Here is a 25,526-nt window from a genome sequence, read left to right as displayed (position 1 = left end):
CTTCACATCGCTCATTGCCAGTTCTCCATTTTCCGGCAACAGCTTAAACCATTGTCTTGATTTCAGGATCCACTATAGAGGTTGGGTACGTTGACCAAGGCATCGTCGGCGGGGTGGTGATGGCGCGCTATATTGTGTGCGCGAAGAACGAAGAGCTGCTGATTGGGTTTGCGCTTGACGAGAGCGGCAAGGTGACGGCGTTGGTGCCGATTACCGAGTGATGTTTAGGTCGCGCGGCGGTTGCGCGGCGTGTTGATGTCTAATACAAAGGGCGAACGAAGACCATTGCGCGGCAATCTTGCCGCATTGGGCCGACTTACACGCCGCTTACTTGCGCCATGCTGGTCGTGGTGGTTGATAACCGGGATGTCATACTAAACGGGCACCTCGAATAACCACTTGTTTCCTTTGCATTGGCGAGGTCGATACGGCACAAGCGCCGGGAACGGCACAGGGGAACGCCACAGGGTCTGTGCCGACAATCGGACACGTTCTCTGCCAGCGGAGGTGCCTCGCATGGTATGACACCTCTTCAGAGAAGCCGAGCACGTCACACATATCGCAATACGGCGGCCGGCGGCCGTGTGAGCTTGATCGATATCAGAGTTCAACGCCCGGATCACGCGCACGGGAGATCCCACGCAAGTGGACAGTACGAGGCAAAAATAAGCTCGTTCCTCTTCTGTCATCCGCAAAGGATTCCTCCCTGAATAAATCTCTCCTCGCGCTCACAGCGCTACTTGCGCTGGCCGCCAGTTGGTCTGCAGCTGCCCTTGCCGCTCCGCATTCAAAAGGCAGCATCGTACTGGTTCCGTCGTTAATTGGGATGAACAAGGCCACACGTCCGCGACCGATGGCAGTCGTCATGCTGCCGCCCCAGGCCGGGAAGGTCAGAATCACATTTCAGTTGGTTCCTGGCGCCAAGCAGACGCAGAAGCGGACTGATTATGCAATTGATTACTTCATGAGCCGCCTTTACAGTCAAGCAACGCACTTCGACCGGAGGGCGGCGCCATACGCAGCAGTGGGGAGTGCGATTTCCTCAGGCAGCGGCAGGGCAAGCGCCTCGATCGCCGAGGGCAGCCAGGGCGACGGGTGCAACTACACAGAGGCCGGTTCATATGATTGCACTGGCGGTGACGCTGGCGTCTATGGTGGCGCTGGTGCCTATGGCAGCGCTAGTGCCGATGGGGGCGCTGGACGTGGCGTTCGGAATTACTCCGTGCGCGACCCAGATCAGATGGATAAGCTGTTGCGTGATGACTGCGACAGCAATTGCAGCTTCCCATCCGGGCAAGAAAGCGGCGACGGTGATCCTTGTATCGACTCGGACGGTAATACCATCTGCCCGGCGGCGTTTAGCACATGGAACCCGCCGCTTGGAGAACCGCAGAGCATGTGTGATCTTTCTTTAATATTCTGCTCAGGTGGGCTGGTGCCGACCAAGCCTCCGCCACCAATCCCGGACAAATGGCGCCGCGTGCATGCAATACAGCAGTGCTACGATATCGCTAGTGCGATGGCCGTCACATGCCGCGAAACGCAATGGGGCGAGGAAATGCAGTTTGCGATGTGCTTGCTGAAAGCGAGCGGCTCCCCCTTGAAATGCGAGATCAACGAAAGTGGACTTTCGTCGTCGATGCCAGATGCGGTTGAAGGACTTCAATGAACGTCTAACGATTTTTTTCGGCCCCACCGCCTTCCGAGACGTTTCGCTCCGTCCTGCGGTCGCCTCGCCTTGCCACCGGGGCGTTAGAGAGGGTCAGCAACGGCGCAGGGTCAGTGCCGACAAGGGGACATGGATCGCGCGCCCCCAAAGGCAGGGGTCAAAGCCGACATTCGTACACAGGCTGATCTGCAGTTTCGGTAGCTATCAGGGCGTGGCCGTTTGTCGGCACGCCGCCCATGCCGCGCGCGCAAATTTCGCGCTGAAGTCTGCCCTGGTAGTTGGTGTAATCACAGGTGGCGCAGTGCATCCATGCGGTCGTGCAGTACACGAACGACTGCGATACCGTATGTCGTGATACGAAAATAGATGATGTGGCGCTCAACACTTCGACGGCGGTAGCCTGGCCGTATGTGGTCGCAAGCCGGCGCTGTCTTGGGTGATTGGGCCAGCTCAGTGAAGGTCGCCATCAGGATGTCGATGTAACGATCAGCCTGCTCTAGGCCCCATTGCTGCAAGGTATGAATCCAGATCGCCTCCAAGTCGCGCACGGCGGCTGGCGTAAGGCGATATTCAGCCATGTTTAGCCAGCATTCTCCGCTTGAATGCGGCGACATCGAACGATGTCGGCTCCCCGCTGCCCTCGCCCTCAATTAATGCAGCGCGGATAGCGTCAATCTCAGCGTTGCGCTCCTGTTCGCGCCGGATCAGGTCGCGAATGTATTCGCTGTCGTTGGTGTAGTGCCCAGCTTCAATCTGAGCTTTAATCCAGCTGTCCTGCTGGTCGGTCAGCGTAATCGTCTTCCGCACCGTTCCCATAATTCCCCCTGAGCTACGCATCGAAAATCATACTATTGGTGCATCATCACACGAACCGACACAAGCTGCCAGAACTGCGCACGAGAACCGGACGCGCCCAGTATACGCACGAGTTGGCGCCGACGAAAGCAAGTGAACGGCGCAGGGTTAGTGCCGGCAAGGAACAGCTCGCCGACCGTACCACTCCCGCCGGCGGCCTCGATGATGATCGAGGACAAGGGAATGCTGCGCGCGATAGCGCTCGACTATACGGCACCCACGGCGACAATGGCGCCGACTTTCCTCGGCCGTATGGGCCGTATGCTCAAATCGAAGGATGTCGCGACTGCCTGGTGACCCGGCCCATTGCATCTTGTCCATCTTAAGGCCCTGCTCAATCTACTTGAAAACAAGGCAATGACAGGGCGGCTGCATTTGCTGGGAGGTGAAAAGAAGGAGCTGATGGCGGCGCACCAGTTTTTGCGCGCCACTGGTCTGGACACCATCGCAGGCGCCGTCGGCCGCTATGTGGCGGCGCCAGACGCTGCAAAAGCCTTGGCGATTGTGCATCTGTGCCACACGTGTGCGGAGCTGGACGTCAGTTTCATTGTTGGCTGACAGCGCTACCCCACCGCTGTACTGTATCGATCCAGATCTCCTCGAGGCCGCGCTCGGCAGCCGGCGTTAGGGTCGCTGTCGTTGGCGCTACGTGACACTCGCTTTCAGGGGCATTAACTTGGCGTCGGCAATTCCGAACTACAATGTACAAATCGCACTATTCAAACCCAGATTCCCTCATGCCGACTATTCCTCATTATGAAAAGAACGCGCGGCAACTTGTAGATCAGTACGAATCATTGGCGTTTGAAGTTATCCATGCCGGCTTGCTTGACCTTCTCCCACAGACGGGAACAACGATTCTTGATGTAGGCGCCGGCTCCGGGCGCGACGCCGCCTGGTTTGCATCGCGCGGATATGACGTGGTCGCCGTCGAGCCGTCCGATGCAATGCGCGCGCATGCTCGTAAGCTGCATCCGTCAACCAGGATTAACTGGATTGCCGATAGTCTCCCCAACCTCGCGCAGGTTCGCCGACTTGGCCTGTCGTTCGATCTGATCCTGTTATCGGCGGTATGGATGCACATCCTCCCAGCTTCCCGGGAGCGCGCGTTAAGAAAAATGGCCATGCTGCTCGCTCCGAACGGGCGCATTGCCATCAGTTTGCGCATCGGCGATCCGGACCCTGAGCGCGCGATGTACGCGGTGACGCTGCACGAATTGTCTGCCCTTGCGCAGCAATTTGGACTGCGGCTGATGAGCGCGACAGACAGCCCGGACAAGCTGGGACGGGCCAGCGTTTCATGGACCACGGCAGTGTTTGGTCTGCCGGACGACGCAATCGCCTCGCTCCCGCTCCTCCGTCACCTCGTCCTCAATGACGAAAAGTCGTCGACGTACAAAATCGCGCTGCTGCGAATCTTGGCGCGAATCGCAGATGCGGCAGCCGGCGCCGCGCGGCATGAATCCGACCACGTCGTTGTCCCCATGGGCCTCGTCGCACTTTTCTGGATGCGCATGTACAAGCCCTTGATCGAAAACGGCCTGCCGCAAATGCCCCACTCACGCCTTGGCGTCAAACCTGGTTTCGTGACTGACAGCTTCAACGCGCTCCGCCTCGTCACCCCGGTGGAACTGCGGGTGGGCGCAGTCTTTGAAGGTGAGACGGCCAGGCATTTGCACCGAAGCCTTTCGGAGATTGCCCGCCTGATTCGCGACATGCCGGCAAAGTACCTGCGTTGGCCTGCCAGTGAGCAGCGAATTTTCGACGTCCATCTGCTTCGACGAATGGCGGCTCCCTCACAACTTCAAGTCGATGAGCCATTCTTGTGGAGCTTCGGAGAATTACATATTCCCGCGCCGATCTGGCACGCGCTTACGCGCTATAACGTATGGGTTGAACCGGTCCTGGTGACAGAATGGATTCGCCTGATAGAAGGCTACGCAGGAAACCGCATCGCCAATGCTCGCCAGCTGGCGCAGGCGCTGCTCGTGTGGGCAGACCCCGAGCGTGATACGCGGCTGGCCCGCGCAGCTGTTACTCGCATTCGCGCTGAGGGCAAGCCAGTCTACTGCGTCTGGTCGGGCCAGCGATTGCACGATGAATACGATGTGGATCACTGTTTCCCCTTCGCCGCCTGGCCGTGTGGCGATGCATGGAACTTGATGCCGGCGTCGAGGCGGATCAACAACAAATCGAATCGCCTGGTTACCCAAGCGACCCTGGAGAAATCGAGCGATTACATTACCAGCTGGTGGAGCGATGCATTCTTGAATATCGGGGACAATTCAAGACGCCAGTTTTTTCTAGAGGCCAGGCAGACGCTTCCGATTTTTGTCGAGCACCCATCGCCCGATGACATCATCGAGGCCATGAAGATGCATCGCATTCGGCTGGAGAAGGACCAGGGATTGCGCCCTTGGGAGCCGGTACTTTCCACGAGTCGTTCTGAGCGGGGTCTGGCAGTACCTTCGGTATAAGCCATGCCGCATTTGACCTAATGTCGATACTTCAGACCACGAGCAAACAACATTCGGACATGCGCGTCTCCAGAAAGTATTGAGTCCCTCCGAACCCGTTCCGGTCGAGTGCAAGACCTGCGACAATAACGGCATCCGGCACCGCTTTCGGGACTGCGCGAACAGGGAACGGCCGCACGACTAAGGCCGTCGCTTCGACACCCCGCAGTGGTGGTCTGCAAGCGTGCCACCTTGCACAAAGTTGCGCGCGTAACGGGTAAAACATGCTGGCGCCGACCACAAAATGAAGTGCGGCGCGCTTGGCAAGCTGACCAAGCCAACCTTGCTGAATTTTTTAAGCGCCGCGATGTGGCTCAGAGCGCCGTCATAAGGCGTCTTCGGATCGAGCATGCCGGCAAACACCAGCACTGGAGGAAATTGCGTGGGCACTTTGCCAAAATACTCATCGCGGGGATACGACGGGAACAGTGGCTGGACCAGCAGCTCGGGCAATCGGCTCGCAAACAGCAAAGTTTCGTCCTCTTTTTTGAGATCGTCTGCCGTCAAGTTTGGGCGTAGATTATTTTCTGAGGCGCTGATGATGCTAACCAGTGGAATTGACGGCGGCGATTGGGGAAATTCTCCAAACTGCTTGCCAGCGTCCTGCAGCGTCTGAAGTACCGTCTCCAGTTCTTGACCGCGCGCTAATTCCAGGTCCTTGATCAAATAGGGAATGCGACTGCGGGCTTCGGGGACGTCGAGCATGCTACCAAGGAATCGCTTCAAGTCCTTGCCGGGTATCTTGGCGAGCAATATCGGCTGCTCGCGCATCATCGCCAGCACGCGTCGGTACACCGTTTCCGCTTTTTGCCCCATCATGCGATGGCACACCGTGTCTTTGTCGCACCCAGCCAGCACTGTGCGACCGACGTCATCGACGGCGTGGGAGCGGTGGCTCAAGTCCCACTGCGCTGCCGTTTGCAGGGGCACGAGAGAATCGAGGATGACACCGGTGATTGGTGTTTTCCCGAGCTGCAAGGTACGCAGGACCAATTGGGTTCCATACGAGACGCCATAAACGTACACCGGCTTATCAAGATTGGATGTCGAGATCAGATTTTTCAGATCATAGGCGGCAGTAGTCATGGAAAAGTTCCCGGCCCGTTCAGGATGTTCCGCGAGGTGCGCGGGGCAGCTCCCCCATTCCGCTCCCGCAAGCGCCGCGCCGCCAGGGCTGTCGACGGATTCTTCCCGCGGGCACAGGCGGCTGGAGTAACCGGTGCCACGATGATCCGGAATCATCAAATCGAAGTCAGGAAAACTGCTGCGCAACACGTCGAGCATCGGGTAGAGCGACGCGCCGGACTCGCCGGGACCGCCAGCGACGAGCCACACCGTCCCCTTCGACGGGCCTTTCGCGGGGAACTGCCGAACAAACAGACGTATTTCCGTGGCCGGGGCCATTGCAAGGTCCGCGTATGAGAGCGGCATGATGACGGTGGTGCAAACACTGCCCTTCAAAATAGGGAGTGCATCGCTATCAGGGCAAGGCGCATAAGTTGCAGCGCGGGCTAGGCTGGCGATCAGCAAAATGGCGAGCGCGGAAAACAGTTTCGTGCAGATCATCATGGAGACCTCAACGCAAGATTGGTGTGAATCCCCAGTATTCCGTTAACGCACAACATCCCTTGTGATTTTGCGACAGATTGCCTTGGGCATGGATAGATGGTTGTATGGGCGGTGTGAGTGATGGCCATGGTCAGCGCCGAAAGGTCGATACGCTCTGAACGTGGGGCAGTGGTGCTCAAGGTCGGGCTGGGCAACGGTAAGCGGTAAGCCAGCGGCGTTATATCCGGGCAGCTTCCATGTCGGCACAATCTCCTCCACCAGATCAAGGCGCGGCAATTGGGGCTTTCTGATCAAACGGATGGGCGATAGTTACGTCATTCCAAGTCCTAATGGGCGGATCAATGCAGAAAACTGTAAAGCTCGACGTTCTGCCGCGGCTCGCTGCACGCGATGGAAAGAACGGCGCCCTTGGTGTCGTGCAGCGTGGCCTGACCGCGCGCTGCGCAGCGGCGCTGGTGCTCGAAATAGGCATCGCGTCCCTGCTGCGCCAGCGCATAGCCGTTAATCGACGCGACCGGAAACTTGTCCGGCAATCCAGCGCATGACGCTGCCGGCGCGTCGAGCGTGTAAATGCCATCGAGAAAATACGTGCCGCGCATGCCGGTGCAATGACTGTCCAGAATCTGGTCAAGCGTCAGTTGCGCAAAAAAAGCGGACTGCGCCGGCCCCTGCTGTTCGCGGTCGGTCTGCCTCCTGATGAGGTGCTGGCGTTCCAGGCCGGCTAGCACGGACGACAACGGTTCAGCGCCGCTGACCAGCTTTTCCAGCAGGTCCACCTGCGCTCGCCCCTGTGGACCTGCCAGAACGCGCAGGGCGGCGAAATAGCGGGCCCAGTCATACGGACCTGTCTTATCGAGCAACATCTGTCGCCACACGCGCAACGTCGCGTCAGGCCCGCCCGCATCGCCCGTCAGCAACGCCGCCCCAAGATACTGAATGGCAGCGCCACAAGCGTACGGTGCGGCGCGCGTGTTATTGCGCTCCTTGTCGGCCAGCGTGTTGCCGGGTATCGATTGGCAGCGCAGCAGCGCGGCGTCCTTGACGCCTGCGAAGGCGCGTTCATCGAGCATGCCCAGGCTGTTGCGCAGGCTGCTGGCGGCCGCTTCGGCACTACCTTCAAGCAACGACAAGCCGCCATCGCCCGCCACCGAGGGTGCCAGCACATGATTCACCGTGTGAAATAGCTCATGCAGGATGAAGCCGGTCAGGTCCGCCAGCCGGGTCGGATCGGACGACTGCCAGCGCGCGCCCATGAAATTCAAGCGCACCAGTTGCGCCGACGTGTCGCCGCGCCACTGCGCGATGTCGGCTTCAGCTTCGGTGTACGTGATCAGGTAGGTCAATCGGCGCGGCAGCGAGAAATCCTTGACCAGGGCCGACGTCCCGCGAACGACACTGTCGACGGCGTGCGCGATCAGCCACGGCGGCGTGGCCCGGTCAAGCACCAGCGACGATTGTCCACGCTGTGTCACTTCGGGCTCGCCCACGATCAGATAGATATCGTCGCCACGATCGGTAAAGGCGTGCCGGCCCACGCGCGCCGACGAGCCCAGCGGCAGATAGCCTTTGAATTTGACCACCAGCTTTGTTGCTTCGCTCGCTGCCAGGTAGCGGCTGTACACGGCCATCGCACGGCGGTCGCCGAACGCAATGACGGGCGAGTAAACGCGGTCGATCTGTCCATCGCGCGCAAACGGCACAATGCTCACGTCGAATCGCCTGGCCGGCGTTGCCAGCACGACAGTGTTGCCGTCATCAAGCAGCGTTGCGCCGGCCGTCAGCATTGTCCAGGTGAGCGCCCTTACTTTGCCCGCATCGGACAGCCGAAAGCAGGAGATTTTTTCCGGAAAGCGATAGCTGAGGATGGCGCCGCCAGCCGCCTTGTCAATCTCGACGCTGGCATGCGGGACTGGAGACTGACAGGACCGGCTGTCGGCGGCCCAGGCGCAAGGTGCCCCGGTCAGAGCGGCACAGATGACGAACAGGTGAACAGCATTCATGTCAATACCCCATGCGCCGGTGAAGGCAAAGAATTGGTTCGAAGATGGCTTCAAAGATTGAGCGGCGATCGAGCACAAGATCGACCGTCAGACTCATGCCGGGAATGAGCGGACGCGCTTCATGATCGATGCTGATCACTTGCGCATCGAGGTCGATGTCCGCGCGGTACAGCGGCTCCTCGGCAGACATGCCGGCGTACAGGCCGGCCTTGCGCCCCTGGGGTAGCAAGGCCGGGTCCATCGGCGTCAGGCTCAGGGCGCGGATCGTACCGGAATGCTTGCCGAACCGATGCTGCTGAAAAGCGTCGTAGCTGATCCGTACACGCTGGCCGATTTTGACGAAGCCAATCCGCTGGCTGGGGATGAATACCACGGCGCGCAGACCAGATTTTTGACATCCGGTGGCCTTGCCGACATTCATCGCGAGTTCTTTATGTTGAGGAGCCAATCGATGGGCTGATCGACCTGCCACACGGTGGCCGTTAAATGGGCGCCTCAACTTCACCCCGATCAAAAGACGAGATGCGCATGGGAATCGCTGTTCGCTTCAAAAGAATTGCCGCATGAACGTTCGAATCGACCGGAGTATATATCAAATGAGTAACATTTTGCATCTGTAAATATTTTTGTTTTACTGACCGCTTTCGAAGGACAAGGCCAAGGCTGAATCGCCTGCGCAGATCGTCGAGCGCTCGATCATGGCGCGGCTGCGACATCGGCAGTTCGGCAGCGTGCACGAGGTTAATCAGGCGATGGCAGCACATTGGCAAGCAAGCGGCCTGTCTCAGCGCGCGTATGCGGTCGGGCAGGGTTTTACGGTACGCCAAGCCGGCTATTCGGTGCGGCGATTGACCGGCGCGCACGCTACGCCGGCGCTGCTGCCGGTGCGCGTAGCGCCAGCCGCTGCGCCGGTAGCGGCGAACAGCCTGCGCAGCGAGCGCGGCTGTACCCTGACGTTGCATGGCGATGTACCGGCCAGCTGGCTGGCCGAGTTGATGCGGGCGCTCTGATGCAGCTGTCGGCCGATGCAATCTGGCTGGCAACGGCGGCGGTGGATATGCGCAACGGAATTGACGGGCTGTCGTTGCATGTGCAGCAGGCGTTGGGGCGGTCACCTTGCGATGGCACGGCGTACGTGTTTGCCAAGCGCCGTTGTACGCGCCTGAAGATGCTTTGCTGGGATGGCACTGGCCTGTGGATGTGCCTGCGCCGCCCGCACCATGGCCAGTTCGTCCGGCCGCAGGTTGACGATGCCTGCTGGCAGATGAGCGCCGAGCAATGGCAATGGCTGGTCGCCGGCGTGGACTGGCAACGCCTGTCGGCACCGGCGCCAGCGCCGTGGCGACTGTGGGGGTGTACTGTTTCGCTTGTAGTCAGTCCAAACACGCGCAAGCTTCTGCTAATTTTGCCATTCTATGCGTCGCTCCGCGGCGCGTCTGCCGAGCGCGCGTCCTGCTCGTCCTGCGTCAGAAAGTCTTCGTCCATCCCCACGGTTTTGGGAGCGAACGGAAAAAGCCCCAACGCGTGGGGCTTATTTTCAAAATTCTGGCGGAAGCGGTGAGATTCGAACTCACGAACAGTGTAACCCGTCGCCAGTTTTCAAGACTGGTGCCTTCAACCACTCGGCCACGCTTCCTGCAGACCCGCATTATACATAAGTCGCTGGTACATGGCGGGAGTGGTTGACAGGCGACAGCCACCTTCCCTACCAATCCAGCGTCATCCGACATTGGCGCCTGATGGCGGAACGCCGCCTTCAGCCTTTTCCACCGAACCACTCTTCAAGCTCCCGTCCGGTTCAAACAGTGCCAGCTGGCCGTCTCAAGATCTGTCCGCTCACGGCACGCTTGGCCAATCATCGCGCAGCGCCTGCTCGAACGCCCGCGCCGCCAGCGGTCTTGAAAAATAATACCCCTGCACTTCGTCGCAGCCGGCCCCCAGCAAAAACTCCAGCTGCGCCGTGCTCTCCACGCCTTCCGCGATCACCCGGTGCCCCAACTGCTGCCCGATGCTGATGATGGTGCTGGCAATGGCGCAGTCGCTGGCGTCCAGCGGAATGCCCATCGTAAACGACTGGTCAATCTTCAAGGTATCGATCGGAAAGCGCTTCAGATACGACAGGCTTGAATACCCGGTCCCAAAATCGTCCAGCGACAGCGACACGCCCAGCGCCGTAATCTGGTCCATGATGTCGATCACCCGCTCGATGTCGTGCATCAGCGTGCTCTCGGTGATCTCCAGCTCCAGCCAGTGCGGCTCCAGGCCGTGGCGCGCCAGCGTGGCCGCCACGCGCGCCGGCAGGCTGGCGATGAATTCGCGCGCCGACACATTCACGGCCAGCCGGAAGGGCGCAATGCCCGCTTCGCGCCACAGCGCGGCCTGCGCGCATGCCGCTTCCAACACCCATTCGCCGACCTGCAAAATCAGGCCGGTGGTCTCGGCCAGGGGAATGAAGTCGGCCGGCGGGACCATGCCGCGCACCGGATGCAGCCAGCGCACCAGCGCTTCGGCGCCGACAATGCGCCCGCTGCCGATCTCGAACTTGGGCTGGTAGTGCAGCAGCAGTTCGTCGTGCAACAGCGCATGGCGCAAGTCGCTTTCAAGGCGCATGCGCTCCTGCATGCCCAGGTTCATTTCGTGGCAGTAGAAGGCCACGCTTTCATCGTCGCCGTGCCCGCCCTGCTTGGCGCGCGCCATCGCGATGTCGGCGTGGCGCAGCAGCGATTCGGCGTCGCCTCCGTCCTGCGGATAGACGCTGATGCCGATACTCGCGCCCACGCGCAGGTCGTGCCCTTCGATCAAAAACGGTTCCAGCAGCGCCGTTTGCAGCTTGCGCGCCACCGTGGTCGCCTCAAAGTGCTGGCGCAGATCGAACAGGCCCACCGCAAATTCGTCGCCCGACAGACGCGCCACTACGTCCTGGTCGCGCAGCGCGGTGCGAAAGCGCTGTCCCACTTCGCGCAGCAGCGCGTCGCCGATGCGCCGCCCGAGCGCGTTGTTGATCGCCTTGAAGCGGTTCAGGTCGATGTACAGCACGCAGCCGCTCGAGCCGTTGCGCAGCGCCACGGCGATTGCCTGGTCGAGCAGCTTGGTCATCAGGGTGCGGTTGGGCAGCTTGGTCAGCGCGTCGTGGTAGGCCAGCTGGTGCAGCCGCTCTTCGGTGCGCTTGCGCTCGGTGATGTCGCTCAGGTAGGCGATCAGGCCGGCCGGATTGCCGCCCATGTCCTTGAGCGGCGAGAGCGACATGCTGGCCCAGAAAACTTCACCCGATTTTTTCCGGCGCCGCACTTCCATCACCTTGCCGCCCTGCTCCACAAAGGCGTCGTGAAAGCCGACCTCCTCGGACACGTACAAAAACAGGATATTGCGCCCCACCGCTTCCAGCGCGCTGTAGCCGAACAGCCGTTCGGCGCCCTTGTTCCAGCTGGTGATGTAGCCAGTCTGGTCCATCGTCAGCACCGACTCGTTGATGCGGTCCAGGATCTGGCTTTGCTGCGACAGCTGGCGTTCGATTTCGGCGTAGGCGTGGGTCGAACGCAGCGCCAGCGAGTGCAACTGCAAGAGGTTGGCGGTCAGTTTGGCCAGGCTGGCCAGGTGCTGGCGGTCGCCTTCGTCGTACATGGCGCGGCCCCACACGGCAAAACGCCCGAAACGGCGCCCGTTGCACGCGATCTCCTGCACCAGGCCCTGCATGGTGTGCGGGAACAGGGCGCCATCATCAGCGTCTTCGCCCGCCTGCTCGCACGGCGCGAACACGCCGCACGGGCTGCCCAGCAAGGCGCCCGCGATGCGGCCCATTTCGTCGGCCAGCATGTCGCCGCGCATGTGCATCACCGCCTCGCATAGCGCGGCGCTGCTGCTCAAGATGTCGGATGCGGGGCGCAGGAACATCTTATAGATTCCGGCTCACTTGAATCGCCCAATGGTAGGCGTGCAGTTGGCTGCCCAGCCATTGGCGTGGCGTGAGCGCGGCGTGTTCGAGCATGGCCGCGCTGACCTGGCGCGCTTCGGTCATGGCCAGCAGTTCACCCAGTTGCCCGCTGCGCGCCAGCAGCGCGTTTGCCGCGTTGGGCGGCAAATTGAGCTCGCCCACAATCTCCGCCATCGGCATGCCGAGCAGCAGATCGAGCAGCGAGAACACGCCGGTCATGAAAGCCAGGTCTTGTTCGTCGCGCCCGCCGCCGTTCAGTTTGCACAGCGCTTCCAGATGCGCGGCGCGCAGGGCGGCGATCGGCAGCAGCGGGTTGGGCAGGCCGTCGGCCTGCTGGCGCGCGTACAGCAGCAGTTGCAGCCAGCGCTGCAGCTGGCGCCGTCCCAGCACGCTGATGGCCTGGCCAAAGCTGGTGATGGCGGTGCTGTGTGCAAAGGCGGCCGAATTGGCCAGCTTGAGCAAGTGGTACGAGAGCGCCGGATCCTGCTTGAGCAGCGCTTCGAGCTCGCGCGTTTCGGCGTCGCGGGCGAGCAGGCCCAAAAGCGTCATCAGGCGCTTGCGCGAGCTGCCGTCGTGCGGCGCCGGGTTGGGCGCCGGGTGCAGCGCATAGGCGCCGCTAAACCATTCGTAGCCCACGCGCGCGCATTGCGCGTGGCGCGCGGCGCTGTCGACGCCATGCGCCAGGTGCGGCCCGAACACCAGCGGCAGCACCCGGCTTTGCGGTTCGCTGTCGGTAAAGTCGCAGGCCACTGCAGTCACGCCGACCGGCGCGCTCACGCCCGGCGCCAGCGCTCCGTCGACCAGGATGCGGTAGCCGCTTTCGTGCAGCGCGGCGACGCGCTTGCGCCCGTCATCGTCCTGCAGCGCGCCAGCTTCAAAGGCGAACGAGACGCGCGCGACGGGCATGCGGGCCAGCAGCGCCGCGTCGAGCACGGCGGGCGAGGCGAGCATCAGGATGCAATTGAGCGGCGCGATGGCAGCTAGCAAGTCGGGCTCGCCAAACAAGCTGTGCAGCGCGGCGCCGGTGTCGCCATCGGCAGCTTGCACGCGCAGGCAGAGGGCGACCCATGCATTTTGCATGTTCGCCACCGCGTCCATATTTACCAGTGGAAACAACAGGGAATCGTTCGAAGCCATCGGGTTTCCGCAATCAGTGATACCGCCATGGTAGTAGAGATATTAACCAAATGCAATCCATAAAGTTGCCGTGCGGATATTTGTTAAAATTTTTCTATTCAATATGTTACATCCTGGGTAAATTTTTCAAAAAAGCGTATCAGTTTGATCATCACTAACATCAGCACTTTTGACTACCGCTTTGCGCCAGCCCAAGGTATGCGACGCCGGCGCGGAATCCTCGGCGCGTTTTTCGGTCCAACCGAAAAGCCACGGGAGGGTTAACCATGAAACGTCTCACAAGCCAGGCCGGCTGGGCGGCGCTCTCGCTGGGCGGCGCCTTTGCGCTCGCTTACATCGCCCTCAAGCGCGGCGAAGCGATCAACGCGATCTGGGTAGTGGCCGCCGCGGTGTGCGTCTATCTGATCGCCTACCGTTTCTACAGCAAGTTCATCGCCAGCAAGGTGCTCTCGCTCGACGCAACGCGCCAGACGCCCGCCTACAAGTTCAACGACGCTCTCGACTACGTCCCCACCAACCGCTATGTGCTGTTCGGCCACCATTTCGCCGCCATCGCCGGCGCCGGGCCCCTGGTCGGTCCCGTGCTGGCCGCGCAAATGGGCTATCTGCCCGGCATGATGTGGATTTTGGCGGGCGTCGTCTTCGCCGGCGCCGTGCAAGACTTCATGATCCTGTTCATTTCCACCCGCCGCGACGGGCGCTCGCTCGGCGAACTGATCAAATCTGAACTGGGCCCCATTCCGGGCGTCATCGCGCTGCTCGGCACCTTCATGATCATGGTCATCATCCTGGCCGTGCTCGCGCTCATCGTCGTCAAGGCGCTGACCGGTTCGCCCTGGGGCAGCTTTACCGTCATGGCCACCATTCCCATCGCGCTGTTCATGGGCGTGTATGCGCGTTTTTTGCGCGTCGGGAGGGTGGGCGAAATTTCCCTGATCGGCTTCGTGCTGCTGATGCTCGCCATTCTGGGCGGCCAGATGGTGCAGGCGCATCCCGTGCTCGGCCCCATGTTCACCTTCACCGGCGTCGAACTGACGTGGATGCTGGTCGGTTACGGCTTCATTGCGTCCGTCATTCCCGTGTGGCTGCTGCTGGCGCCACGCGACTACCTGTCAACGTTCCTCAAAATCGGCACCATCCTGGCGCTGGCCGTGGGCATCGTGTTCGTCGCGCCCGAACTCAAAATGCCGGCCGTGACCAGGTTTATCGACGGCTCCGGCCCGGTCTGGTCGGGCAGCCTGTTCCCCTTCCTGTTCATCACCATTGCGTGCGGATCGGTATCCGGTTTCCACGCGCTCATTGCGTCCGGCACCACGCCCAAGATGCTCGAGAACGAGCAGCATGCGCGCTTCATCGGCTACGGCGCCATGCTGATGGAATCGTTCGTCGCGATCATGGCGCTGGTAGCCGCTTCCACCATCGAGCCCGGCATTTACTTTGCCATGAACAGCCCGGGCGCCTTGCTCGGCAGCACCGCGCAGTCGGCCGCAGCGGCAGTCGGCCAGCTGGGCTTTGTCATCACGCCCGAGATGCTCACGCAAACGGCTGCCGATGTCGGCGAGACCACCATCATTTCGCGCGCGGGCGGCGCCCCCACGCTGGCCGTGGGCATGGCCAATATTTTGTCCAGCGCGCTGGGCGGCAAGGCGCTGATGGCGTTCTGGTACCACTTTGCGATCCTGTTCGAGGCGCTGTTCATCCTCACCGCCGTCGACGCGGGCACCCGCTCGGGACGCTTCATGCTGCAAGACTTGTTGGGTGTGGTGTCGCCTTCGCTTAAACGCACCGAATCGCTGCCGGCCAACCTGATCGCCACCTCGCTGTGCGTGGCGGCCTGGGGCTACTTCCTGTACCAGGGCGTGGTCGATCCGCTGGGCGGCATCAATACGCTGTGGCCGCTGTTTGGCATCGCCAACCAGATGCTGGCCGGTATCGCGCTGATCCTCGCCACCTGCGTGCTGTTCAAGATGAAGCGCGCCCGCTATGCGTGGGTCACGATCGCGCCCACGGTCTGGCTGCTGGTGTGCACGCTTACCGCCGGCTGGCAAAAAATGTTCCACGAAGACGTGCGCATCGGCTTCGTCTCGCACGCGCGCAAATTCCAGGCTGCCATGGACCAGGGCCTGGTGCTGGCGCCGGCCAAGAGCATGGGGCAAATGGGGCGCATTGTCTTTAATGATTATGTCGACGCAGCGCTGGCGGGGTTTTTCATGCTGGTGGTGCTGGCCGTGCTGGTGTACGGCGTGCGTACAGTGCTGGCGGCGCGCAACAGCGGTACGCCAAGCGCGCAAGAGTCGCCCTTTGTCGCCATGCCGGTGCCGCAGGCTTGACCATGTTTGGCGAACTCAAACAGGCGGGCCGCTACCTCGGGCAAAGCATGCGCCTGATGGTGGGGCTGCCCGAATACGACAACTACGTGGCGCACATGCAGGCCACGCACCCGGAGCAGCCGGTGATGACGTACGAACAATTTTTCCGCGAACGCCAGCAGGCGCGCTACGGCGGGGCCGGCAAGCAGGGCGGTTGCTGCTGACGCCAAGGCACCTTTCACGGTGCTTGTACCAGTGAAACCGGCGCTGAACCCTAATGCCCCCCCGCTATTCTCGTCACGGCATAGAACGCCAATGCGGAAAAGCCGATAACAGCGACCATCGATAGCACGCAGGCCACGCAGGCAACGATCACGCCCGTGCTGTTTTTGCACGGCGGCCGTCCGTAGTTATTCGCATTGCCGTCGCCGGGGCCAAACAGCAGCCACAATCCCAGGCCGAGATTGACGATGGGAACCAGCCCCAGCAGCAACAGCCAGCCGCTCCGGTTCATGTCGTTCAGGCGCCGCACCGCGACAACCGCCCACGCGGCCACCATGGACACGGTGCTGGGCAAGGTCAAAAAAGGGAGGAGTGGAGAATCGCGCGCTAACATGCTCGCCACGGCGGTGACGACCACGCCCGTGGCGAGCGAAGCCAATAGCATGCTGCCGGTCATATAAGCAACATAGCGCAAGCGGCCCAGTCGCCCGTGCACCGCGAAAAACGCGGGAACGTACGGTGCGCCAATGACCTGCGCTTGCGACAAATCCGCACTCGGTGCGTGGTAAGGATTATGCACAGCGTCTGCCTCTGTCTTTCAACGAAAACGGACGCCTCGGCGTCCGTTTTCAAGCCTGCAATCGAATCGAATCAAATCGAACGAAGCAATTATTCCGGTACAGCCTGGGTTTCCGCCGGCGCGGCGGACTGCTCCAGTGCCGCCCTGGCCTTGTTCGTGTAGGCCTGGTAGGCCGGAATGGCGATGGCGGCCAGAATGCCGATCACAACGGCAAACAGGAATGGCGAAAAAGCAGCGAGGATCACGCCCGTGCTGTTTTTGACGGGCGCCGGACCGTATTCATTGGTGCCCGGCGTGCCCGGGGCGAACAGCAGCCACAAGTTGAGCAGCGGGACCACGATGATCAGCGACATCCAGCCCGACTGTCCCATATCGTTGACGCGGCGGATCGCCATGATGAATGACACGGCGATGAGGGGAATAATCACCAAGAAGCCGAGCGCAATGAGTGCGCCCTGTTTTCCACCCGTCAGTGCCATCAGGATGCCGCCGAAAATCGCGGCGGCGAAATAAATCGCCATCGATACACCCATGGAATAGGCGATATAGCGCACGCGGCCGATCCGGCCCTTCATCGCAAACACCTGCGGCTGATAGGTATCGACATTGTTGCCTTGTACCGACATGTCGGCGGCCGGCGCGTTATAAGGATTGTTCAAGAGTGGCTCCAATGGAAGTTTGCGAAATTGACAACGACCGATCATACAAGCAACAAAGCGGCCTGTGTGAAAAAAATACCAGCCCGATGTTTACCGACGCGCCAATCCCACAACTTCATCGGCAACACGCGCCGCAGCGCGCACGCAGCGGCTTCACATGTCGCTTCGGGGCAACGTTGTGCCCCATCAAAACTGTCAGGAAACTTTACACGTATATTTTTCCTGGAAGAACCGAATTTCCACACCCACACAAAGATGCCTGCCATGTTGAACTTCGAGCGCTCCAGCCTCAACAAGAAGTTGACCATCATTTCCTTCCTTTCCACTGGCACCGCCCTGCTCTTCGTGTTCGTCGCCTTTACCGTCACGTCGGTGCTCAACCACCGCAAGGATGAAGGCATGCAACTGTCCTCCTTCGCCGGCGTGATAGGCACCAACAGCGTCGACGCGCTGATGTTCAACGACCGCACCCAGGCCCAGAACACGCTGTCGGCCTTGAAGGCCAAGGATGAAATTTCGATCGCGGTACTGTTCGACCGCACCGGCAAGCCCTTTGCCCAGTATGTCTCACCGGGCCGCACCGAAGCCGAACCGAGCGTGCCCGCCGTCAGCCTGGACGAAGACGCGCTGGCCGCCGCCAACCGCCAGGGCAGCACCTTTTGGTCGACCCGCATGCGCCTGTACCGGCCCGTCACGGGCAACAATTACCAGATCGGCATCGTGATGATCGAAGCCGATCTGACCAATATGTGGCTCGATATCCTCAAAAGCCTGGGCGTGATCGCCGCCGCCATGGGCGGCTCGCTGATTGTTGCGCTGATCCTGGCCAGCCGCTTCAAGGGCAGCATTGCCGACCCGGTCACCAAGCTCATCAACGCGGCCCAAAAAGTGTCGGCCAGCCAGAACTACAACCTGCGCATTGCCCACGAACGCACCGACGAACTGGGCACGCTGATCGACAGCTTCAATGTCATGCTGGCCCAGATCGAAGGCCGCGGCGCCGCCCTCACCCACCACCGCGACGAACTCGAGCGCCAGGTCGGCGTGCGCACCGAGCAGCTTGAAAAAGCCAAGAACGCGGCCGAAGCGGCCAGCCGCGCCAAGAGCGCCTTCCTGGCCACGATGAGCCATGAAATCCGCACCCCCATGAACGGCGTGCTCGGCATGACCGAAATGCTGCTTGGCACGGCGCTGACCGATACCCAGCGCAACTTCACCAAGCTGGTCAAGCGTTCCGGCGAACATTTATTGGTGATCATTAACGACATCCTCGACTTTTCCAAAATCGAGGCCGGCAAGCTGTCGATCGAGTACATCAATTTCAACCTGTGGGACTTGCTCGACGACATCAACAATATTTATACCCCGCAAGCGCACGCCAAAGGCATCGCGCTCGACTTCGACATCGCCAACGATATCCCGATTGCCGTCTGCGGCGACCCGAACCGCGTGCGCCAGATCATCGCCAACCTGCTTGGGAACGCCATCAAGTTCACCGATCACGGCCAGATCCTGGCCAAGGTCCAAGTCACCAGCGAAGACGGCCCCAGCGTGGGGCTGCGCTTCGAAGTGCACGACACGGGCATTGGGGTCTCGCGCGACGCCCGCACCCGCATCTTTGATGCCTTTTCCCAAGCCGACGATTCGACCACCCGCAAATACGGCGGCACCGGCCTGGGTTTGGCCATTTCGCGCCAGTTGGTCGAGTTGATGGGCGGCACTATTGGTGTGGATAATGCTCCAACGCAAGGTTCCATCTTTTGGTTCACGGTAAGTTTCGACAAGCGCCGGGTGGAATCGGACGAACCCGGGACGTCCCTCAAGGCCATCGAAGGATTGCGTGTGTTAATCGTCGACGAACAGCAAGACAGCCGTGCAGTGCTCGAAAAGCAACTGGCTGGCTGGCAAGTGGCTAGCGACAGCGCCTTGTCGGCGCTGGACGCGGTCGAGCGCCTGGTGGCCGCCGCCACCGCCGGCAAGCCTTACGACGTGGCCATCATCGACATGGACTTGCAGCGCACCAGCGGCCTGTCGCTCGCCTCGGTCATCAAGGGCTTGCCCGTCACCAGCGCCACCCGCATCCTGCTGGTGAGCGACAACCGCCTGGCGGCCGATCCGGTGCAGCGGCGCGAAGCGGGCGTGGCCTACCAGCTGATCAAACCGGCGCGCGCGGGCGACCTGTTCGAATGCATCATGACGCGCCCGCGCGGCAAGCGCCTGGAAGCGCCGGTGGCCGTCGACAGCGGCGCCGCGCCGCGCCACAATGCGCCGGACGCGGGGTCCGGCTTGAAACCGGCGCGCGTGCGCCGCGTGCTGCTGGCCGAAGACAATCCGGTCAATGTCGAAGTGGCCAAGGCCATGCTCGACAGCCTGGGCCTGGCCGTGCACTGCGCCCGCAACGGCGAAGAAGCGCTGCAGGCGGCGCGCGCCGGCGGCTACGACATCGTGCTGATGGATTGCCAGATGCCGGTCATGGACGGCTTTGCCGCTACTGCCGAAATTCGCCGCCACGAGCAGGCGGCCGGGCGCGCTCGCACGCTGCCGATCATCGCCATCACGGCCAACGCGCTGCAGGGCGACCGCGAAGCGTGCCTGGCCGCCGGCATGGACGACTACCTGAGCAAACCGTTCTCGCAGCAGCAGCTGGCCGCCGTCATCGGGCGCTGGATCGGCATGCCGATCGCCGCCAGCGTGCACCACGACGACGAAATGCCGGTGCTGCCGCCGGAGGTGCGCGCAGTGATCCAGCGCGACGTGATCAACCGCCATGCGCTGGCCAACATCCGGGCCTTGAGCCGCGAGCGCGGCGACGCGCTGGTGCAAAAGGTCATCGCCGCCTATGTCGACGACACGCCGGCCCATTTGCAGACACTGCGCCGCGCGATCGCCGGCCAGGACGCCGGCAGCGTGCGCAAGGTCGCGCACAGCCTGAAATCGAGCAGCGCCAACGTCGGCGCCGAGACGCTGGCGCAGATGTGCAAGGAAATGGAAACACTGGGACGGGCCGACACCACCGAAGGCGCAGCCGTCATCCTCATCAACATGGAGCAGGAATTCCAGGCCGTCCGGCATTCGCTCAGTGCCATTCTAGAGAAGGAAATCTGACATGCCAGCACTGACCAACAAACGCGGTACCGTCCTGGTGGCCGACGACGATCCTGTGATGCGCCTCTTGATGATCGAAATGCTCGGCCAGGTGGGCCTGGACGGCATCGAGGCCGAAGACGGGCGCCAGGCGCTGGCCTGCTTTCAGAGCATGGCGCCGGACCTGATCCTGATGGACGTGGACATGCCCAACATGGACGGTTTTTCGGCCTGCCGCGAAATCCGGCGCCTCGAAACCGGCGCCGCGGTGCCGATCATCATGGTCACCGGCGGCGACGACATCGAGGCCGTCACCAACGCCTACGAAGTGGGCGCGACCGACTTTGTCTCCAAGCCGATCAACTGGCCGATCCTGGGCCACCGCGTGCTGTACGTGCTGCGCGCCAGCGACGCCATTGTCCGCCTGCGCATCGCCGACGCCCACAACCGCGCCGTGCTGGCCGCCATCCCCGACACCTTTTTCAGGCTCAGCAAGGAAGGCTACTACCTCGACTACGAGCAAGGCCACGACGCCACGGCCGCGCTGCCGGTCGACAAATGCGTCGGCAAGCACATCGCCGAAGTGCTGCCCCAGGAAATCGCCGACCGCCTGCTCGAACAAATGCACGTGGTGCTTGAAACGCAGCAGATTCGCTCGGTGGACTACGAACTGATTCGCTTTGGCGCCATCGAGCATTACGAAGCGCGCCTGGTGGCCACGGGTCCCGACGAAGTGCTCGGCCTGGTGCGCGACATTAGCGAGCGCAAACGCACCGAAGACCAGATCCGCCGCCTGGCCTACTGCGACAGCCTGACCGGCATTCCCAACCGCCAGGCATTTCTGGAAACGCTGGAGCGCGAACTGCACCGTTCGAAAGTGGGCAGCAAGAAGTTTGCGGTGCTGTTCATGGACCTGGACGCCTTCAAGCGCATCAACGACACGCTTGGCCACAACGTGGGCGACCATCTGCTCAAGATCGTCTCGGAGCGCCTGCGCGAAACGATCCGCCCGAGCGACCTGGTCTCGCGCGGCGACCAGTCGCACAACCTGGCGCGCCTGGGCGGCGACGAGTTCACGATCCTGATCCCGGATTTGGAGCGGGTGGAAAATGCGCTCAATGTCGCCCACCGGGTAAAAGATGCGATGCGCCGGCCGTTCCTGATCGACGGCCACGAGATTTTCGTCACGGCCAGCATCGGCATTTCGCTGTTCCCGGAAGACGGCGACGACTGCGACTCGCTGCTCAAGTACGCCGACACCGCCATGTACCACGCCAAAAACTGCGGCAAAAACAACGCCAAGCTGTACAGCTCATCGCTGACGATGCAGATCATGAGCCACGTCAAACTTGAAGTGGGCCTGCGCAAGGCGCTCAAGAACGACGAACTGTACCTGCTGTACCAGCCGCAGATCGACGTGCGCACCTCCGAGATCGTCGGCGTTGAAGCGCTGGTGCGCTGGCGCCATCCGGAACGCGGCATCATCTCGCCCACCGAATTCATTCCGCTGGCCGAAGAGACGGGGCTGATCGTGCCGATTGGCGAATGGGTGCTGCGCACCGCCTGCATCCAGGCGCGCCAGTGGCAAAAAGCGACCCAGCGCTCGCTGCGCATGGCAGTCAATTTGTCGGCCAAGCAGTTCAAGGACGAGAACCTGACCCAGATCGTGCTCTCGGCGCTGCACGACACCGGGCTCGACCCGCGCTACCTGGAACTGGAACTGACCGAAGGCACGCTGATGGACGACGCGCGCGCCACCATGTCGACCCTGGAGCAGTTGCGCGCGATCGGCGTGTACCTGTCGATCGACGATTTCGGCACCGGCTACTCGTCGATGAACTACCTCAAGCGCTTCGATGTGCGCGCGCTGAAGATCGACAAGAGCTTTATTTGCGGCCTGCCCCAGGACACCGAAAACGCCGCCATCACGCGCGCCATCATCGCCATGGCGCACGGCTTGAAGATGGTGGTCGTGGCCGAAGGCGTGGAGACCGATGAACAGCTGGTGCTGCTCGAAGAATACGGCTGCGACATGGTGCAGGGCTTCTACCTGGGGCATCCATCGCCCCAAGAATCGATCACGCTGATGCTGCAAAAAGCGTGCGCGCAAGCGCTGGCGAACTGCAAGTGAGCGCTGCAGCCGAGCCGACAATCAATCCGGCATCGTCCTTGCGAATTTTCATGATCGTAACGGTTTCCAGCTGCGGACAGCGCCCTTCCACCCCGTGGTCCTCGGGCATATGGCTGTCGCAAAAGAGGCAACGGTGCAACAGAGTTACATCGTCCTCGCGCACGCGGGGACCCATGGAACAATTGCTCAGTTGAACCGTTCTATCGGTCCCCGCGTACGCGAGGACGATGTTGATTCAGATACTGGTCAATAAACAGCGCGGCACCTTGGAGGAGCGCCATCGGGGCTAAAAGTTCCCACCGAGTGGCACCTCGGCAAGAAGACGATAGCAACTTTCAAAAAATTTTCGCGAAGGCACCGTCGCCGACCTACCGCGAAAACAGCAGCGTATGCTGCGCCGCCCCCGGCAACAGCGGCAACATCTTCCCCTGCACCCAAGCCTGGTGCCCCGCCAGAAAATACGGCGACAGCGGATGCCCGCTCTGCCCTCCCGGCATGTTGAACACCCCCTGCTCTTCCTTCCCCGGCGTGACCGTCATTCGCTCGGACTGCCCCAGCCTGTTCCCCGCCACGCGCGGCATGTTGGCGTCGCCCGGCAGCCGGTCCTGCGGCGCGGCCAGCCAAAATCTCAACCAGGGCGCCGCAGCGCTGATCGGATGCGCGATCGCGGCCTTGTTGCGCCTGCCCCAGGTGGCGTCGGCCAGCGCCGTCCCGTCGCGCGTCACCTCCTCGATTGCCCTGTCCACCGCCGCCAGCTGCAACGCGCGCCAGTTCGCATACCCGGGCGGCAGCCAGGCTGCGGGCTGCTCGTCGAGCAGGCGCGCCACCACCACCGGCCAGCGCGAACTGGCCAGCGCCATCGTCGCCTTGTCGTCGAGCCTGGCCACCTCACTGTCGGCGCGCCCATACAGCAGGTCATGGAGCGAGAACATGAACTGGCGCGCCAGCAGGTATCCGGCCGAATCGGCGCTCGCGTGCCCCGTCCAGCCGCGCTGCAGCAGCGCCAAAAATTGCGCGCGCTGCGGCTTGCCTTTAATGGCGGGCGCATCGAGCACCCCGAGCGCGCGCTCCCGCCACTGCGCGATGAACAGCGCGCGGTCGTCGAGCGCCACGCCATATGCCGCGGCCACGTCGACCTGCGCACCCAGCGCCAGCAAGCCCTCGCGCACTTGCCGATGCCGCGCGCCGAGGTCGAAGCCGCCGTCGCCGATCAGCCGTGCACCGTCGCCCTGCAGCTGGCGGCTGTTCGCGCTTGACAGTTGGCCCGCCGCCGGGTTGACCAGGCGCGGATAGGCGTGCGGCGCCAGCGCGCCGTCAAACGACGCCTGCGCACCACCTTGCGCAAGCGGAAATGTGGCCGCCACGCCAGGTTGTGCGCGGCGCGCCAGCACGCCGGCGATGGTCCAGCCGATATTGCCGCGGTCGTCCCCGGCGATAAAATTTTGCGCCGGGATGCCCAGCGTGTTGGCAATCGCCAGCGCGTCGTCCACGGTATCGACCGTCTCCAGTTGCCGGGGCTTGAGGTTCAGTGCACCGGCGCCATGGGCCATCCAGTGCACCGCATACGTCTTGTCGCCCACCACGCGAATCGGTCCCAGGGAGCTGTCGCGCACGGCCATCTTCTCGCTTGCCGCGCCCTTGACGAGGATGGTCTCGGCATGCACGGCCGGCGTTTCCCATCCGCCTGGCGTTCGCACCTGACCCGGCCGGGTGCCATCGACGCCCAGTTCGACCAGGTCGAGGTAGTCGCCATAACTGTTCGAAAAGCCCCACGCCACGCGCCCATTGCTGCCTACCACCACGACCGGCGGCGCACCGGGCTGCGTCACGCCCACCACGCGCCGCGCCTTGCCCTGCGCATCCGGGAACCGCAAGGCGAGCCGGTACCAGATGTTGGGCAGCTGCAGGCCAAGGTGCATGTCGTCGGCAACGATGGCCGCGCCATCTTTGCTGCGCGCGCCGGCGATCGCCCAGTTATTGCTGCCGACCGCGTCGATTGCCTCGGCTGCCGCGATGGTCGCCACGCCGGGCTGCTTCGGTTTGCCCCACCACGCGGGCGCAGTGGGAGGAATGGGCACGGTGGGGGCGGCACTGCCGTCGCCATCGAGCAGCGCGTCCCAGGCGCTCGATTCCGGCAGCAGGAACGCGCGCTGCGCGGCGCTGCTGTGCTGCGCCACCCAGCCGCGCGCCAGTTCGCGCGGCTCCAGGTTGCCTTGCAAGTCAAAATACATGGCACATACCACCAGCAGCGAGTCGGCCGCCTGCCACGCGCGCGGCTGAACGCCAATGAGCCGGTACTCGAAAGGATGGGCGGCCAGCCTGGCCAGGCCGTCATTCACGCCGGCCACATAGCGGTCCAGGAAGCGCCGGTCGTCAGCGCTCATGGCCGCCAGCGCCAGCTCGGCACGGGCGCGAAAGCGATGCAGCCGGTGTGCCCGGTCAACCTTGATGGCCCTGGCGCCGAACAGCTCGGCCAGCTCACCGGCGCCTACGCGCCGCAGCAAATCCATCTGGAAGTAGCGCTCCTGCGCATGCACGAAACCGGTGGCGTAGGCAACGTCAATGCGGTCGGCGCCGCTGATAAGCGGCACGCCATAGTCGTCGCGCGCCACGCTGACGGGCGCGGCGAGGCCGCTCGCGTGCACGGCGCCGTCGAGCAACGGCAGGCTGGCGCGCAGATACAGCCAGGCCGCGATCAGCGCCACGGCCAACAGCACGGCCAGCATGCCGGCGATGCGCAGGGGCCGGCGCATCATCGAACGCATGTGCATCCTCGCTTATGCATCACATATCCTGCAATTGAACGAGCCTGCATCTTGCCACGAAAATATCAAAAACGCCCCCGCAAAAAGTTCGCCGAACCA

General features: G+C 62.2%; 19 protein-coding genes, 1 tRNA gene and 1 pseudogene. 10 read left to right on the top strand and 11 right to left on the bottom strand.

Annotated features, from left to right (window positions below):
* Positions 1-865: 865 nt before the first annotated feature.
* Complete coding sequence (locus tag ACP7BV_RS23985; protein WP_426107370.1) at positions 866-1,669, top strand: hypothetical protein; 804 nt, start codon at positions 866-868, stop codon at positions 1,667-1,669.
* A gap of 287 nt (positions 1,670-1,956) precedes the next feature.
* On the opposite strand, the gene ACP7BV_RS23980 is transcribed toward ACP7BV_RS23985, so the two are convergent.
* Both ACP7BV_RS23980 and ACP7BV_RS23975 read right to left on the bottom strand, forming a co-directional pair.
* Positions 1,957-2,247, bottom strand: a complete 291-nt coding sequence (locus tag ACP7BV_RS23980; RefSeq protein WP_426107368.1) for a type II toxin-antitoxin system RelE/ParE family toxin — start codon at positions 2,245-2,247, stop codon at positions 1,957-1,959.
* Positions 2,240-2,485 carry a type II toxin-antitoxin system ParD family antitoxin gene (locus ACP7BV_RS23975; RefSeq protein WP_426107366.1) on the bottom strand — a complete coding sequence of 82 codons (246 nt, stop codon included), beginning with the start codon at positions 2,483-2,485 and terminating at the stop codon, positions 2,240-2,242. The genes ACP7BV_RS23980 and ACP7BV_RS23975 overlap by 8 nt, the downstream gene beginning before the upstream one ends.
* 201 nt (positions 2,486-2,686) lie before the next feature.
* Here ACP7BV_RS23975 and ACP7BV_RS23970 point away from each other — a divergent pair, with 201 nt between their 5' ends.
* The 3 genes from ACP7BV_RS23970 (at position 2,687) to ACP7BV_RS23960 (ending at position 5,001) form a co-directional block, all read left to right on the top strand.
* On the top strand, positions 2,687-2,821 hold the full coding sequence (locus ACP7BV_RS23970) for a hypothetical protein (RefSeq protein WP_426107364.1): 135 nt from the start codon (positions 2,687-2,689) through the stop codon (positions 2,819-2,821).
* 60 nt (positions 2,822-2,881) lie between these two features.
* Positions 2,882-3,082 carry a hypothetical protein gene (locus ACP7BV_RS23965; RefSeq protein WP_426107362.1) on the top strand — a complete coding sequence of 67 codons (201 nt, stop codon included), beginning with the start codon at positions 2,882-2,884 and terminating at the stop codon, positions 3,080-3,082.
* 143 nt (positions 3,083-3,225) lie between these two features.
* Positions 3,226-5,001, top strand: coding sequence for a class I SAM-dependent methyltransferase (locus ACP7BV_RS23960; RefSeq protein ID WP_426107360.1), 1,776 nt, complete (start codon positions 3,226-3,228; stop codon positions 4,999-5,001).
* 180 nt (positions 5,002-5,181) lie between these two features.
* On the opposite strand, the gene ACP7BV_RS23955 is transcribed toward ACP7BV_RS23960, so the two are convergent.
* The 3 genes from ACP7BV_RS23955 to ACP7BV_RS23945 form a co-directional block, all read right to left on the bottom strand.
* Entirely contained in the window at positions 5,182-6,609 is a 1,428-nt protein-coding gene (locus ACP7BV_RS23955) for an alpha/beta fold hydrolase (protein WP_426107358.1), read from the bottom strand.
* Between the two features lie 338 nt (positions 6,610-6,947).
* Positions 6,948-8,609: a hypothetical protein gene (locus tag ACP7BV_RS23950; protein ID WP_426107357.1), complete on the bottom strand. Its 1,662-nt coding sequence runs from the start codon at positions 8,607-8,609 to the stop codon at positions 6,948-6,950.
* Between the two features lies 1 nt (position 8,610).
* Entirely contained in the window at positions 8,611-9,030 is a 420-nt protein-coding gene (locus tag ACP7BV_RS23945) for a hypothetical protein (protein WP_426107355.1), read from the bottom strand.
* Between the two features lie 226 nt (positions 9,031-9,256).
* Here ACP7BV_RS23945 and tnpA point away from each other — a divergent pair.
* Positions 9,257-9,619: pseudogene (tnpA, locus tag ACP7BV_RS23940) on the top strand (IS66 family insertion sequence element accessory protein TnpA); the annotation flags it as partial.
* Positions 9,619-10,170 carry an IS66 family insertion sequence element accessory protein TnpB gene (gene tnpB, locus ACP7BV_RS23935; RefSeq protein ID WP_426107353.1) on the top strand — a complete coding sequence of 184 codons (552 nt, stop codon included), beginning with the start codon at positions 9,619-9,621 and terminating at the stop codon, positions 10,168-10,170. The pseudogene tnpA and the gene tnpB, both read left to right, overlap by 1 nt.
* Here tnpB and ACP7BV_RS23930 read toward each other — a convergent pair.
* From ACP7BV_RS23930 to ACP7BV_RS23920, 3 genes are all read right to left on the bottom strand, one after another.
* Positions 10,156-10,245, bottom strand: a tRNA-Ser gene (locus tag ACP7BV_RS23930). The genes tnpB and ACP7BV_RS23930 overlap by 15 nt on opposite strands.
* Positions 10,246-10,445: 200 nt before the next feature.
* Positions 10,446-12,500 (bottom strand): putative bifunctional diguanylate cyclase/phosphodiesterase, encoded by a 2,055-nt coding sequence (locus ACP7BV_RS23925; RefSeq protein ID WP_426107351.1) that lies wholly within the window; start codon positions 12,498-12,500, stop codon positions 10,446-10,448.
* 1 nt (position 12,501) lies between these two features.
* Entirely contained in the window at positions 12,502-13,677 is a 1,176-nt protein-coding gene (locus ACP7BV_RS23920; RefSeq protein ID WP_426107349.1) for an EAL and HDOD domain-containing protein, read from the bottom strand.
* A 266-nt stretch (positions 13,678-13,943) separates the two neighbouring features.
* Between ACP7BV_RS23920 and ACP7BV_RS23915 the strand changes: the two genes are divergently transcribed.
* Together ACP7BV_RS23915 and ACP7BV_RS23910 are read left to right on the top strand one after the other, a co-directional pair.
* Complete coding sequence (locus tag ACP7BV_RS23915; protein ID WP_426107347.1) at positions 13,944-16,007, top strand: carbon starvation CstA family protein; 2,064 nt, start codon at positions 13,944-13,946, stop codon at positions 16,005-16,007.
* Positions 16,008-16,009: 2 nt separating this feature from the next.
* A complete protein-coding gene (locus tag ACP7BV_RS23910) occupies positions 16,010-16,210 on the top strand; it encodes a YbdD/YjiX family protein (RefSeq protein WP_426107345.1) in 201 nt (66 codons plus the stop codon).
* A gap of 50 nt (positions 16,211-16,260) precedes the next feature.
* On the opposite strand, the gene ACP7BV_RS23905 is transcribed toward ACP7BV_RS23910, so the two are convergent.
* Together ACP7BV_RS23905 and ACP7BV_RS23900 are read right to left on the bottom strand one after the other, a co-directional pair.
* Positions 16,261-16,788, bottom strand: coding sequence for a DUF805 domain-containing protein (locus ACP7BV_RS23905; protein ID WP_426107343.1), 528 nt, complete (start codon positions 16,786-16,788; stop codon positions 16,261-16,263).
* An 89-nt stretch (positions 16,789-16,877) separates the two neighbouring features.
* The gene (locus ACP7BV_RS23900; protein ID WP_426107341.1) at positions 16,878-17,447 is read right to left on the bottom strand and encodes a DUF805 domain-containing protein; all 570 of its coding nucleotides are present in this window, start codon (positions 17,445-17,447) and stop codon (positions 16,878-16,880) included.
* Between the two features lie 264 nt (positions 17,448-17,711).
* On the opposite strand from ACP7BV_RS23900, the gene ACP7BV_RS23895 reads away from it, so the two are divergent.
* Together ACP7BV_RS23895 and ACP7BV_RS23890 are read left to right on the top strand one after the other, a co-directional pair.
* The gene (locus tag ACP7BV_RS23895) at positions 17,712-20,552 is read left to right on the top strand and encodes a response regulator (protein WP_426107339.1); all 2,841 of its coding nucleotides are present in this window, start codon (positions 17,712-17,714) and stop codon (positions 20,550-20,552) included.
* Position 20,553: 1 nt separating this feature from the next.
* Positions 20,554-22,662, top strand: a complete 2,109-nt coding sequence (locus ACP7BV_RS23890; RefSeq protein WP_426107338.1) for a putative bifunctional diguanylate cyclase/phosphodiesterase — start codon at positions 20,554-20,556, stop codon at positions 22,660-22,662.
* Positions 22,663-23,030: 368 nt separating this feature from the next.
* On the opposite strand, the gene ACP7BV_RS23885 is transcribed toward ACP7BV_RS23890, so the two are convergent.
* Entirely contained in the window at positions 23,031-25,433 is a 2,403-nt protein-coding gene (locus ACP7BV_RS23885; RefSeq protein ID WP_426107336.1) for a penicillin acylase family protein, read from the bottom strand.
* Positions 25,434-25,526: the final 93 nt, after the last annotated feature.

Origin of the sequence: Massilia sp. TSP1-1-2 (assembly GCF_049896185.1) — a bacterium.
Taxonomy (GTDB): Bacteria; Pseudomonadota; Gammaproteobacteria; order Burkholderiales; family Burkholderiaceae_D; genus Telluria_A.
The sequence above is the reverse complement of the archived record's forward strand: the minus strand, read 5'-3'. Positions and strand labels throughout refer to the sequence as shown.